Annotated in this window: 14 protein-coding genes and 1 pseudogene; all 15 read left to right on the plus strand. The window is 38.0% G+C overall.

The features are described from left to right. The first annotated feature begins 19 nt into the window (after positions 1–19). The gene (locus TT13_RS07000) at positions 20–475 is read left to right on the plus strand and encodes a hypothetical protein (RefSeq protein WP_027699323.1); all 456 of its coding nucleotides are present in this window, start codon (positions 20–22) and stop codon (positions 473–475) included. Between the two features lie 82 nt (positions 476–557). Further along, a complete protein-coding gene (locus tag TT13_RS07005; RefSeq protein ID WP_027699324.1) occupies positions 558–785 on the plus strand; it encodes a hypothetical protein in 228 nt (75 codons plus the stop codon). A 9-nt stretch (positions 786–794) separates the two neighbouring features. Beyond that, positions 795–1,574 carry a hypothetical protein gene (locus tag TT13_RS07010; protein WP_027699325.1) on the plus strand — a complete coding sequence of 260 codons (780 nt, stop codon included), beginning with the start codon at positions 795–797 and terminating at the stop codon, positions 1,572–1,574. Between the two features lie 3 nt (positions 1,575–1,577). Further along, positions 1,578–1,940: a hypothetical protein gene (locus TT13_RS07015; RefSeq protein ID WP_027699326.1), complete on the plus strand. Its 363-nt coding sequence runs from the start codon at positions 1,578–1,580 to the stop codon at positions 1,938–1,940. Further along, complete coding sequence (locus tag TT13_RS07020; RefSeq protein ID WP_027699327.1) at positions 1,888–4,260, plus strand: VirB4-like conjugal transfer ATPase, CD1110 family; 2,373 nt, start codon at positions 1,888–1,890, stop codon at positions 4,258–4,260. The genes TT13_RS07015 and TT13_RS07020 overlap by 53 nt, the downstream gene beginning before the upstream one ends. A 9-nt stretch (positions 4,261–4,269) precedes the next feature. Further along, entirely contained in the window at positions 4,270–6,828 is a 2,559-nt protein-coding gene (locus tag TT13_RS07025) for a phage tail tip lysozyme (RefSeq protein ID WP_027699328.1), read from the plus strand. A 55-nt stretch (positions 6,829–6,883) separates the two neighbouring features. Continuing rightward, positions 6,884–7,594, plus strand: a complete 711-nt coding sequence (locus TT13_RS07030) for a hypothetical protein (RefSeq protein WP_045476910.1) — start codon at positions 6,884–6,886, stop codon at positions 7,592–7,594. A gap of 10 nt (positions 7,595–7,604) precedes the next feature. Next, positions 7,605–7,799: a hypothetical protein gene (locus TT13_RS07035; protein WP_027699329.1), complete on the plus strand. Its 195-nt coding sequence runs from the start codon at positions 7,605–7,607 to the stop codon at positions 7,797–7,799. A 55-nt stretch (positions 7,800–7,854) separates the two neighbouring features. Then, positions 7,855–9,111, plus strand: coding sequence for a hypothetical protein (locus TT13_RS07040; protein ID WP_027699330.1), 1,257 nt, complete (start codon positions 7,855–7,857; stop codon positions 9,109–9,111). Positions 9,112–9,151: 40 nt separating this feature from the next. Further along, positions 9,152–9,448 (plus strand): hypothetical protein, encoded by a 297-nt coding sequence (locus TT13_RS07045; RefSeq protein ID WP_027699331.1) that lies wholly within the window; start codon positions 9,152–9,154, stop codon positions 9,446–9,448. Positions 9,449–9,536: 88 nt separating this feature from the next. Continuing rightward, positions 9,537–10,139: pseudogene (gene fic, locus TT13_RS07050) on the plus strand (protein adenylyltransferase Fic); the annotation flags it as partial. A 175-nt stretch (positions 10,140–10,314) separates the two neighbouring features. After that, positions 10,315–10,830, plus strand: a complete 516-nt coding sequence (locus tag TT13_RS07055) for a DUF3801 domain-containing protein (RefSeq protein ID WP_027699332.1) — start codon at positions 10,315–10,317, stop codon at positions 10,828–10,830. Beyond that, positions 10,830–12,629 carry a VirD4-like conjugal transfer protein, CD1115 family gene (locus tag TT13_RS07060; protein ID WP_027699333.1) on the plus strand — a complete coding sequence of 600 codons (1,800 nt, stop codon included), beginning with the start codon at positions 10,830–10,832 and terminating at the stop codon, positions 12,627–12,629. The genes TT13_RS07055 and TT13_RS07060 overlap by 1 nt, the downstream gene beginning before the upstream one ends. A 49-nt stretch (positions 12,630–12,678) precedes the next feature. Next, on the plus strand, positions 12,679–12,981 hold the full coding sequence (locus TT13_RS07065) for a hypothetical protein (RefSeq protein ID WP_027699334.1): 303 nt from the start codon (positions 12,679–12,681) through the stop codon (positions 12,979–12,981). A gap of 68 nt (positions 12,982–13,049) precedes the next feature. Continuing rightward, a complete protein-coding gene (locus tag TT13_RS07070; protein ID WP_027699335.1) occupies positions 13,050–14,198 on the plus strand; it encodes a toprim domain-containing protein in 1,149 nt (382 codons plus the stop codon). Positions 14,199–14,222 lie beyond the last annotated feature (24 nt).

Here is a 14,222-nt window from a genome sequence, read left to right on the forward strand (position 1 = left end):
AAACAATGGAGGATTTAAAATGAGATATTCACGGCCTACTGAACGTAGAACAAAAGCGATTGATTTTCCAGCGGGTTATCATGATGTAAGAATTGCAGACGTAACTGCAACAACTGCTAAGAATAAAGAAACACAGATGTTTGTCTTAAAATTGATTGGTTCTTTAAGTGAAGTTGGATATTATAACCTCACATTTGGTAATTCTATGACAGATGAAAATATAGGCTTCATTCTAGCCAGCATTGAAGATCATGGCGTTGAAATACCAGATATTGACTTTGCTTATAATCGGCAGACTGTTGATTTTTTGAATGGAAAACAAGCATATATCAAAGTTACGACTGAACGGTATAGAGGCACTGATAAAGGCCGCGTTGATGAGTTTGTAACTGCTGCCGAATTTAACAAGCATAGGAAAAACAACGATGAAGCTGCTGAGAGTGTTGAAGCAGACGAAGCAGATCTTAATTTTTAATCAAAAGTAGAGTTCTCTACTTTTTAATTTTACACAAGCAACCTAATTAAACAGGTTGCTTTTTTATTTAGGAGAAAAATAGATGGATATTGTTATTAAATTGATTGGCGTTATTGGCGGTGTTGTTACGGTATTAGGGCTAATAGGACTATTAACTGGGTATCAAGACTTTAGTAGTGGTCGTAAAAATGATAATCCTTCAAAAATGGAACAAGGAATCAATGCAATGATTTTTGGTGGTGTTCAGGCAGCAATTGCGGCCGGTGTGGTTGCTGCTATTGTTGCAGCCCTGAATAATATTAAATTCTAAGGAGCAGTTATGAATGTAAATAAAGACACAATAAATCAATTGCTGTCTAGCATGAAAGATTACAACTTAACGGCTAATGCTTTCTCTGAGGACGTTGCTAAAGCTTTAATGGCCGTTGGTTTAGCAATTCTAGGAGTTGTGTGGTATATAGAATTTGCTGATTTGAATCGACGATTTTCAACAGGAGCAGATGATGTAAAGACTACCTTTTGGTTGAGGCTTGCTATAACTTATCTTGTCGGCATGGCACTAATCATGCTGGGCCCTCAAATAATAGACGCATTAGTATGGTTAAACTCAGCAATTGGTCATTTAATTAACAACGTCAAATTAGACGGTGGGCACGGTTCTGCAAACATACCAAATATAACTAAAAAGGCACACGGTTGGGAAAAATTTGTAATTGGTTGGCTTCAAACTTGTGGAAATATTTTTATTTGGTTGGATCAAATTATAATTAATTTACTAATTTTTCTACGATTTTTAACACTATACATTATGAAAGCCGCAATACCTGTAATGGTGGCTTTGTATGCCAGTGAGGAGTTTAAGTCGATTTCAATGGGCTTTTTTAAACAGGTCGCGGCCTTGGTTATTCAAAGCTTTTTATTAGTCTTAATTGTGAAACTTTATCCTGTATTAATTAACAACGATATTTTTTCTGTTGTTGCAAATGGTGACGTGGCACAGAATATTGCAGCAATGTTTGAAGTAATTGTAAAAGGTGTCGTTATCATGGTTACTTTAATTGGTTCGCAAGTAATGGCAAGACGTTGGATGGGGGTTTAAGATATGGCATTGCAATCAGAGTTCCATACAGATATGTCTAAGGTGGAGCCAATCGTATGGAAAAGTTTTACAAAACCGCAATTAATAATGATTCTAATGATTACACCTGCCTTTATATTAATTGGCGTTGAGGTGTTTTTAATTAAAGGCTGGCTGTTTTGGCCTGCTGCATTGGCAACGGCGGTTATTTTTATTACACCCGCAGTGTTAAAGACTTCGGGGAAAATAGAGCAAGTCAGGGCAACTTGGTTTTTCAACATGAAGATACAAAAAAGGTACTATAGTACCGGGAAGATAAGGAAGTATACACCAGATGAATTTGTACAGAAAAAGGAAGTCAAAGAAACTGACAGTTTCACAGATTAGAAAGCAAGAACGTTTACGTAAGCTAGCACCAACTACACAGAACACAATTAAATATACGTCACAGTTTCAAGACGGTTTAATGCACATTGTTGGGCCAGAGTTTTCAAGAATGTGGCAGCTAGGCAAGATTGATTATGAGGTGGCCAGCAGTGACGATCAATCTAATATCTTAGTTAGTTACGCTCACGCTTTAAATGTATTGGACAAGGATTCACGCTATCAGCTCTTAACAGTCAACAAGCGAGTAAGCGAGAGTGTTTTAGAAAGTATCTTGATTGAACCGCAAGGGGACGGGTATGACGTATACCGAAATGAGATGAACAATATCATTTCAGAACGTTATAGCAAAGATCAGAAGAACTTTGAAGCCACTAATTACATGATTTTGACGACAAATGCGCGAGACGGTAAACAAGCTAATCGTAAGTTGAATAATATGTACAGTAAGTTTTACAAGGAATTTAACGACACAGACGTAGGTTTGAATTTTAGAGCTTTAGAAGGCTTAGATCGCTTGAACATTATGAACGGTATTCTAAGACCCGGTTATCACTTTACGGCTGATTATAGTGATATTGCGTTGAGTGGCTTGACTACTAAATCGTTTATAGCACCTAGCCATTTAGAGTTTAAAGACACTTATTTCAAAATCAATAATGCTTTTGGCGCTGTCATGTATATTCGAGATTATCCGAAGAACCTAGAGGATCGTTTGATACAAAAATTGACGGACTCAGGCCATGAACTGATCATCAGTATTCATGCCAAGCCTTATGATATGGTTGAGGCGCGTAAAGAGTTACGTAACAAGCAAACCCTTAACAATGCTGAAAAGGTACGTCAACAAAAAGATAACTACAAAAACGGGATTTCAGACGATATGATTGCAGGTAGTGTCTCAGAGGTAGGGGCTGCAACTAAGGCACTTAATGAGGAATTTAAAGATAACGGGCAAAAATTGTTTTCTGGAATTTTTACAGTCATGTTGATTGAACCAACTAAAGAGAAACTTAATGAGGCAATAACTAATATTAAAGATATTGGGCATGAAGAGTATGTAGAGTTTGAAGAAACGTATGAGTTTCAAGAGGAGGCCCTTAATACAATCTTGCCAATCGGAAAGCCTTACCTTGATGTAGAGCGAAACTACATGCGAGATATGATAACTAGTAATGTCGCAATTCAAGTTCCATTCACTAATGTTGATTTACAAAGTCCGACAGGACAATACTATGGGCAAAACCAAATGAGCCACAATTTAATTACTATTGACCGTAAGAGAGACTTAATTACACCGTCAGGAATTTATTTGGGTTCTTCTGGCTCAGGGAAGTCAATGACTGTTAAATGGGGCATGATTACAACCTTACTTAACCCGGGTAATGCAGATGACAAAATAATTATTGTTGACCCTGAAAGTGAATATTTGGAAATTGGGCGGGCCTTTAACGCTGAAATTTTGGATATTTCTTCAGGGACAAATAACCACTTGAATTTGCTTGAACTACCGGATACTGCACTATTTGACGCAGAAGATCAAAAGATTGATGTTTATAAGGAAAAAGCAAACTTACTGGCAAGTTTGTTTGATTCAATTTTGAAGGATTTTGATGATTTAGAATCGAGTATGGTTGACCGAGTTACCCGGTTAACTTATAAGAAATTTGAAGGCGCTGACCGCACACCTACATTAGTCGATTGGTATGAAGTTTTACATGAACAAGACGGTGAAGTGGCGCAAGACCTCTACCAAAAGGTAGAACCGTATACAGTTGGCTCGCAGGATATTTTTGCACACGAAACCAACATTGATATGAATGGAAAGTTCTTGCTGTTCAACATTAAAAACTTAGATGAGCGCATGAAGCCGTTTGCTATGAAAGTGATACTTGACCAGATTTGGCGGCAGGTGGTTGCCAATCAGAACAAAATTACAACGCACCTGTATTTTGATGAATTGCAGTTGAATTTTGATACACCAGAAAATTCAGCGTGGTTTAGTAAGTTATGGAGCCGTGTTCGTAAATATGGGGCGGTATCAAATGGAATTACGCAAAATGTGTCAACACTACTAGAGCAGCCATCAGGTGAGAAAATGATTTCAAATTCTGAATTTATCGTATTGTTGCGACAAAAGGCAGTAGATTTAGAGCACTTACGCCGAGTGATTAAGCTATCGCCAGCACTTTTGAAATATGTAGGCGAGAAAGTTCAAAAGGGAACTGGCTTAATAGTCGCTGGTGGTACGGCAGTGCCTTTTGAAAATCCTATCCCACATGATACTAAGTTATTCGAATTAATGAATACAGACGCCAATTAGGAGGGTTAAATGAGCGAGGAAAAAGAATCTAAGCTCAAAAAGGCTTTTACGGAGCATAAGCAGTTTAAAAGCGAAGAGGGCGACCGAATTGGTGAGAACAAATTCATAAAACCACGAGCAGCAACTAAGCTTACTAAAAAGTCTTTCGTAGACGCTAAAGCACAGTATAAAAAGGAAAAGGACGCCTTTAAAGAGGCCAAGCAGGACGCTAAAAAATTAGGTAAAGATCAAGAACCAATCCAAAAATCTAAAAGGCTAAAAGAAGCTGAACGCGAAAAAAAGCTTAGTAAACGTGTATATAAGCGCACTAAAAAGAGTGATACTAGTAGACTAAGCTACAAAACTAAACGTCTTAGCAAAGCACAGCTTAAGAATTATGGTAATAGAAAGGTTCAAGAAGCTTTAGAGGAAGATGAAACCCTTGCAACAGCATTAGATACCAAGCGTAAAGTTGAAAAAAGCAAGCAAATCTATAACCGGTCTAAGCCGGCCGCAAAATTAGTTAAAAAAGCGGGTAAAGTATCCTTTAACTTTGTAGATCGTGGGCAAAATTTGTTGCGGGGCAATGGGTTTCAAAAGACCCCAGAGCAATTTAAAGTAACATCAAGAGTTCGCAAGGCATTTCAGCAACGAATTACGGGTTCAAAAAATTTATCAACAGCCTCAAAGGGACTATCGCAGATAGTCTCTTTTTTTAAGAAGAAGACTAAGGTTAAAGTATTTGGATTAGGCCTCTTATTGATCGCCTTTATCTCGTTCTTTGCGGGTGGCACCATAGGCGGCAGTATGGCAATTTACCAGGAGGATAAAGATTTAACCGATTCTTGGACGTATTTGTCGTATGTAGACGCACAAAACTCGGATTCAGGTAATGTGTTTTATTCAAAACTAGATGACGTCATGTTTTACATGAACTATAAGTTTGAAGATTATGGCTTAAACGATATTATGGATCCACGTATTCATATAGGCACGTATAAAGGTTATTTAAATGATGTGTGGAAGGGCTTGAACGGTAGTAAGTTGAAGTATGAGCTAACAACTATGGATAGCTTAGAAAAAGATAAAAAGTCACCGTTTCATCTTGATACATCTGATTATGAGGAAATGAAAGACATTGATGATGATACCGGGTATACAGACCTATCAAACCAACTAGAGTTTCCCATTGATACTGATAGCTTAGTAGTTAACCACCGTTATGGATATGAACGTAATGGCGAAGATATAAAACTGCATGATAGTATCGACGCAGTTGTTAAAGACCAGCAAGATGTTAAGGCACCCCTGGACGGTAAAATTGAATTATCCGGGAAAAAGGGACAGCTAATTATCGTTGATAAAAATGAAGTTAAATTAACTGTTACTGGTCTTAATAACGGTCGTTTTGTTGGCGGCGAGAAGGTTAAAGCTGGTGACGTTATCGGCCAAGCTAAGGGAACAGATCTGAATTTCAAGTTTGAGAAGTATGATGATGACGATAAAAAATGGTTCACGGTTAACCCAGGCTTTTATTTTCCTAAAGTTACCTATACCCAATTTACAACGTTAGCGAGCGCAAACTTTGATCCGACTGGTGACGTCTCTAAACGAGCACAACAAATCTATGATTACCTTTCAAAGCTTGGTTACACTAAGGAAGGCATAGCGGCAATGATTGGAAACTTTGATACGGAAAGTCATATCAATGCTAAGCGGGCCGAAGGTGATTATTTAGCACCCCCAGTTGGAGCAAGCGATAGTTCTTGGGACGATACAAATTGGTTAAACATGGGTGGCCCAGATATTTATAATGGTCGTTTGTCTAATATTGTTCACCGTGGTTTAGGCTTAGGACAATGGACGGACACGGCAGACGGTGGTAACCGGCACACGTTATTAATAAATTATGCTAAAAGTAAAGGCAAGCCCTGGTACGATTTAGGATTGCAAATTGACTTTATGCTGAATGGCGACACAGCTGGTTCACAAACTGCTTTGAAAAACGTACTATCCAGAAAAGCAGGAGCCACGATACCAGCATTGACCCAGTACTTCTTGATTTTTTACGAGGGTAACCCTGGAGATAAGCTGCAACAGCGAATCCAGTCAGCAGAGAATTGGTATAACTACTTTAATAACAATGGCGGGCACACTAATGAATCCGGGCAAAAAGTGCTAGACCAATATAAGGATAAAATACAACCAGAGCCTACCACAAAAGAAACCAAGGACGGTTGGCCCGGCAACGCCTATGCGCTTGGAAACTGTACTTGGTATGTTTATAATAGAGAGGCACAGCTAGGCCATAGCATTAACCCGTATATGGGTAACGGGGCAGAATGGGCTAGAAATTACGTTAAAACACCTGGGGCAAGCTTAACTGACAACCCACAAAGGGGCGATATAGCTGTATTTAGTGGTGGCGCAGCTAGTACCTCAGCGCAATACGGACACGTTGCGGTTGTTGAGTATGCTAATTCAGACGGTAGCTTTGTGATTTCAGAAATGAATTACGGCGGAATTTATCAAATGAATTGGCGAGTTTTAAGCAAACAAGCAGGTATCTCATTTATTCATTTAGGGTAGGCAGTGAAAGGAAAGTAGAGAAGTAGAGAAATCTACTTATCAAGGTTTTTAAATTATGTATGATGAAAAAAAGATTAAGCGTTTCAAAACGATTGTTGGTATTGTTGTAGCCGTGCTTATATTTATTGTTGCTTATAGTGTGGGACATTATACAGCAAATGCTGGTGGGCAAGCTAAGAACGTACCGCAAAAGGTCACTGCAAGTAAAAATGAACTTAGTCGAAGTACAGTTGAAAAGTTTGACCTGGCGTTTTTTACTAAGAAAGATTTAGGTGAAAATCGCAATCGTTATAAAGACTTAATGACCGAAGCCATGTATAACCAAGAAGTAGCTGAGGAAAACAAACCAGTTAATCAAGCTTACAAAGGTATGGTTATTGACCAGGCTTTAAAGTCACAAAACATTTATATCGATCAAAAAAATAATACAGCCCTGGTTGATGTTGAGTACACAAATACACAACTTAAAGAACCAGGTAATCTAAAGACAGCATTGAAAGACCAAAATAATAATGCAACGTTGAAGTTGTCATTTGTAAAGCAAGGTAAGAAATACTTGGTGAATGAAATTAAGTGGGTGTCATTGGTAGAAGCTGGAAGTAGTTCAACCAATAGTGGTTCAGTAAGCTTTAGCTCATCAAGTAGCTCTAGTAGTGCTGGCACAGCTGCTTCTAGTAGTTCAACAACTTCATCAAGTGCGGCCTCATCTAGTTCAGATGACAACGATACTAATAATGACTTAGCAGCAAGTTATCAATTATGGTAGGAGTTAAATAATGGCGAAATTAGCAGTTTTGCAAGCTAAGCAGGGTAAATTAGCTGAGCAAGTTGAAAAGAAGCGTGAAGAGCTTAGCAAGGCTGAATCAGAGCTTGAAGCTTTGAATACAGAAATTGTGGCTCAACTATTAGTAGAAAATAATATGACAATGGGCGACCTGGTAAAAAAGGTTACCGAAAAATCATTCAATTAAGTTATAAGCAATCCGGTTGGGTTGCTTTTTTTGTGCAAATAGAAAGGTGTTATTAATGCGATTGTTTAGGAAGAAATATATCTATGAGTTTTTGAATGGCGTAAACTTTGGGGATTTTGACCCTAAAAGCCCAGAGGAAATGATTGGTATTGTGGAATCTGAGAGTTACCGTTTGGAAGATGAGCACAGACACGGTTCAGTTATTGCAGCTAAAAGCTTTTCAGATAAGAAGATTTTTGTTGCTATCAAGGTTGATTTACCTCTAAGTGAAAATGCAGACATTGATGAGCTATTGCAAGATTTATACTCAAAGAAATATGTGCCATTTAATGAACATATTTTTGACGGTGGCGAGGTTTACATTAAGGACGAGGAAGCTGCAAAGGGTTCTATATCGAGCAGCCCGGAAACATCAGAAGCCGAAATGCCTAACGAAATGAAAGCCTTATTAGCAAAGTCAAAGGCTGCGGAAAATTTAGAACCAGTAGCAGAGCCAACAGACGTTACTTCAAATGCTGTTGCAAAGCTAGAGAAACAAATGGCAGAGCAACGTGCGGAAGTGGCAGAATTGCGTAAACAGCTGGCCCAACGTGAAGCTGAATCCGCTAAAAAGGATAGCAAGGGCGCTGTTGAACCAGAAAACCCCGAGTTACCAACAAACGAAAGTATTAAACCGGAGTTAGAAAATGAACCGGTGCCTGGTACAAATCGTGTCCAAAATGGGCAACAATCGACTGATGACAATTTGGAGCAGCAACCTGCTGAAATTGTTGACGTTGTGCACGGTGTAAGTAACATGTTAGGTACTAACTTGGCGGATTTTGTAGCTAGTGAAAAGGCTAAAATCTTAGCAGACTTACGCCAATATGATAAGCGTTATTTGATTGAACCAGAAGTTAAATCACGAATTGAAGAACAAAAAAAGACGACAATTCGAAGCTTAACTCAACAGAGCGACACAGAAAAAAGCGCAGCAATTAGTTCAGAAAATGAGCGACATGCAAATGAGTTGAAGAATATTGATGTTAGGTTCACGGAATCCTTAAATAAGGACATTAGCGTAGCAACTACTCAGCTTGATACCCAGGCTAAGCAAGAGATTGCGGCCGAGTATAAGAAGCAGACTAGCCAGCTTGATAATATTCTTAAGGGCAAAACAGATGAGCTACAAATGCGGCAACGTGAAATTAATGATAGTATGCGGGCTGAGTTTGAAGCGGCAATGAGCGAATTTAATAACGGTCACGAAGCTGTTATTAAAGAGGTTGAAAACCAACGAGTTAGTGACAATATCATTAGTATGCGGGCATAAGGAATGAAGTTTTGAGTTTGTTTGAAAAAGGAGATTAATAATGAATATCATTAATAAAGAGAAAACTGGTAAGCCAAAAAATAGAAAACGTAATATGTTTAAGCTACTAGCAGAAGCGGGAACTTTTTTAAGTTCATTAATAGCAATTTTAGCTGCTATTTTTTACCTTATTATTTTAGGAGTACTTTTTAAAGCAAGTAATCCTACGTATGCAAATATTGTTATCGGGGTACTCACTGGGATAAATTTAATTTCTATATTTGCATTGGTTTATGCCGCTGAAAAGTCAGCTGGCCAAGTTAAGAAGGCTTTTGTAATGTTGCAGGCCGATCGTTAATAGAAAAGTAGAAAAGTAGAAAACTCTACTTTTCTACTTTTTTATCGTAAAATGAATAAATGAATTGCAAAGAGAAAGGAGCACTACTTTGGTATTAGAGAATAAACTAAATATCACAGATCAAGTTGAGCTTAATCGCCGCGAAGAGTTAGTTAGTAAGACGCGAGCTAAGCAGTTATTTGATTCTGGTGATATTGATAAGATTGAAGTTGGTACTTTTAAAGGCTTAGCTACTATACACAAATATCTATTTCAAGATATTTATAATTTTGCTGGAGAAATCCGCAACGTAAACATAGCTAAAGGGAACTTTCAATTTGCACCACGTATATATCTTGAACCAGCCCTACAAAACATTGATAAGCTGCCACAAGCAACATTCAAGGATATTGTAGAGAAGTACGTTGAAATGAATATCGCCCACCCTTTTAGAGAAGGCAATGGTCGCAGCACTAGAATTTGGCTTGATTTGATTTTGAAGAAAGAATTAGGGCAAGTTGTAGACTGGCAAAAAGTTGATAAGGAAGATTATTTGCTTGCAATGGAGCGTAGCCCAATTAAGGACACTGAAATTAAAGTGTTGTTAAATGAGGCTTTAACGACGCAAATTAATAATCGCCAAATTTACATGAAGGGTATCGACGCAAGCTATTTTTATGAGGGTTACTTTGAGTTCCCAACGGAATCCTTAAAGCCGATTGAAAATAAGTTTGAAGAGCGCTTAGCTAAAAGTGAGTGGCACGGTGATAAATACCCGGCTGACACGGATTTAAGCCAGAAACACCCCAAATTGTAAAGATAGATAATATAAATAAAGTAGAAAAGTAGAGAAGTAGAGTTCTCTACTTTTTTTATTTGGAGGAATCATGGAACAAAAAGAAGTTATTCATAAAATAACTACTAGCTCAGATATGACAATTAGGGCTCTATATCAACTAATGGAGCAGTTTGAGCTGTGGCTACACGATTCAGTTAAGAATCATATTAATACCACTATGCTTGGGGAGCAGCCATTATATAAACTACTGAACAATGGAAGTGGCCCATTAACCTCGCAACAAGTTAATCAGTCAGTTGATTTAGATAAACTAAAAGAATATTTGAATGAACAAGGGTTAGCTTTTGCTTTTAAGGCCAATAAAGACGGCAGCCATAACTTGTTTTTTAAAGTCCAGGATAAAGGACTTGCTTTTAAAGCGCTGGAGAATGTAAAGAACGATATGATTAGCAATCCAACTACATTTACTCAAAAAATTGCTAAGGATCCGGCCAAGATTACATTTGCCGATAAAGTAGAGAATGCTTTAAAGAGCCAAAAAGAAATAACAAATCAACTTGCCTCAAAGCAGTTTGAAGTGGGCCAGAAAGGAGTTGCTAAGTAATGCAAACCTATAAAAAGAATCCAAGACTATACGTAGTAATAAGCGCAATTTTCGCAATACTAGGTTTTACAGTAACTAACTGGGTAATCGTTGCCCCAGGGCTGAACATACTAGACAAGTTTAGTTATGTTACGTCAAGTCTAGGCTTACATGAGCTTGTTGATCACGTGTTTACCTATTTAATGATGTTTCACTGGTGGTCAATTGGTGTTGCAGTAATTGGCGTAATTTTGGGCTGGTTTATGTACTTGTACGGTAACGACCATGGTATTTATCGAGTTGGTGAAGAACATGGGTCAGCGAGGTTTGCCAAAGTCAAGGAAATGAAAAAATACCAGGATAAAGAACCAGATAACAACATTATTTTTACAAAAAATGCACAAATGGGACTATATAATCGTGATTTAGCCCGGGACGTGCAACGAAATAAAAATACAGTTGTTATTGGTGGCCCAGGGTCAGGTAAAACATTTACCTATGTAAAACCCAATCTTATGCAAATGAACGCGAGTTACGTGGTGACTGATCCAAAGGGCTTACTGGTTAGGGAAACCGGTAAAATGTTGGAAGATAATGGTTATAAGGTAAAAGTGTTTGACCTTGCCAACTTGGCCAACTCAGATACGTTTAACGTATTTAACTATATGAATGACGAGCTTGATATTGACCGGGTGTTAGAAGCAATTACTGAGGGAACCAAAAAAGGAGATAAAGGCGGCGAAGATTTTTGGGTACAAGCTGAGGGAACACTTATCCGTGCCTTTATTGGTTTCTTGTGGTTTGACGGTCGCTTGAATGACTACACCCCACATCTAGGAATGGTTGCGGATATGTTACGTTTTACAGAGCGTAAAGACCCAAAAAAGCCTAGCCCGGTTGAAGAATGGTTTGAAGAATTAAATGAAAAGGTACCAAATAACTATGCCTACAAACAATGGCAGAGTTTTAACAACAATTTTAGGTCAGAAACTCGAACCAGTGTTGTCGCAATTGCAACTGCTCGCTATTCAGTATTCGATCATGAAGCCGTTGTAGATATGATTAAGCGTGACACTATGAATATCGAGGCCTGGAATGAAGAAAAAACGGCAGTATTTATAGCACTACCTGAAACGAGTGGAAGTTATAACTTTTTGGCGTCAATCTTTTTATCAACGGTTATGGAAACATTACGATATAAAGCAGACCAAACTTTGGCTGGTTTGTATAAGCCAAAGAATGGCTCGCTTTTGCATGTGCGTTTCATCTTAGATGAATTTGCAAATATTGGTAAAATTCCGAACGTGGATAAAGCCCTGGCAACTTTTAGAAGTCGGGAGATGTCACTTACTATTATCCTGCAAGCCCTTGACCAATTAAAAACAATGTATTCAAAGGGTTGGGCTTCAATGATTAACTTAGCTGATACACTGTTATTTCTTGGTGGTGACGAAAAAGAAACCGTGGAGTATCTTTCAAAACGTGCTGGTAAGCAAACCATTCAGTTAAGAAATCATACTATGCAGAATAGTAATCGAGGTGGCAGCGAAAATCGACAAACCCAGGGCCGTGACTTAATGACCCCTGATGAAATTGGTCGCTTACAAGGTGATAAAGCATTATTGTTTGTATCTAAAGAATTTGTATTTGAGGATAGTAAGTACAACGTAACTGACCATAAGAATGCAGCACAGCTTGCTGACGGGCCACAAGATAGTAATTGGTATAAGTATCGTCGCTTCAAGGACGAAACAGAAGAATTACTTTATATGGTTGATCCAAGTAATGTGATCGATCACGGCCAACTTGAAACAATTTAAAAGTAGAGAAGTAGAGAAGTAGAGAACTCTACTATTGGGAGAAAAATAAATGAATGATTTTGGAGTTGTAAAACGGCAAAGGCAGGATATTATCAATAAGTTGCATAAGGACTTTGTGTTTTTAATTAGAAATGAGTGGTTTAGATCAACCGGCATTTTTAATAGCACTATCGGCCCGTTATCAGACATGCTTCATAATTTAACCCAGCCAAGCTTTGAATACTTTGATAGTGAACTGGCCAAATATTTTGCATATTTGAAGGACAACCGCCATATATTGACTGCTAACCTGGTACACATAGATGAACAAATAGAAATGATTAACAAATATTTTCAAAGAGTAGAAAAGTAGAGTTTTCTACTTTTCTACCAAGCTAAGCAATCTTTCATAGATTGCTTTTTTTGTTTGGAGGAAAGCTTATGAGGTATGAATCATTTAGAGCTAAACGGGCAGCTTATGAAAAAACTCGGCAAATGAATATCCTAGATGTTGCTAATTCGCTTGGCATGGATATGAAAAAGATGACCAGCAAGGAATATGAATGGACGGAACATGACGCTTTAAAAATTAATCCAGCCTGGAACCATTTTACTTACTGGTCACAAACCGGGACAGACGGAAAGCCGTTACATGGTGGCCCAATTCAACTAGTTCAAGAAATTCAGCATGTGAGCTTTTCAGAAGCCGTTGCCTTTTTGACAGGTCAGGATATTAAAGAATTTGAATATGTACCAGTTGAACGCAAGGACTTCGAGTATAAGTTCAAGGAACATGAATATACAGATTTAACAGTCGAGTATCTGACAAAAGAGCGAGGTATTTCGGAAGCAACAGTTAGAGAATTACTTGAACGGGGTATAATCGCACAAACAAATTACACAACAGATTATGAAAAGCATAAGTCTGAGCCTGTGGTTGTCTTTAAAAGCATTGACGCAAAAGGTGTTATAAAGGGCGTTTCATTACAAGGAATATGGGCTAATGAAGAGTACGGCGAACGTAAGCATTTGAAGCGATCATTGGGTGACGGTAATCAAGGTATGATATTAAAAGTTGGAAACCCTAATTTAACAAAAGCAACGCCTGAAAAGCCTTATACAGTCATTGTATTTGAAGCGCCAATTGACATGCTTAGTTATTACGACTTATTCAAAAGTAAGTTACATGATGTTGTAATGGTCGCTATGAATGGGAAGAAACCGGTGGTCATTAGTAATGTCCTGGCAGACGCAATTAACCCGAACGCTGCACAAGACCTAAAAGAAAGAGCCTTGGAAATTGTAGATAAGAATATGCAACCAGACATTTTTAAAATTGTGTTTGCGGTTGATAATGACATTCATGGAATTGAGTTTATCGAAAAAATTAATATCAAAAATATCCCAGTAGCCCGGCATTTACCAAAGATGTTACCCGGTCAAGAGAAAACCGATTGGAATGACATGTTGAAACATGTAAGAGCCAAAAATAAGAATAAAGCTAATTCTTTTGAGACCCGGCTGAACGAGGCTAAGGCAGCTAAAACAGAAGCAGTTCAGCCGGATAAAGTGGCAACAAAATCAATGTAAGTAAGTAGAGAAGTAGAAAAGTAG

The sequence above is a fragment of the Weissella oryzae SG25 genome (genome assembly GCF_000691805.2).
GTDB lineage: Bacteria > Bacillota > Bacilli > Lactobacillales > Lactobacillaceae > Weissella > Weissella oryzae.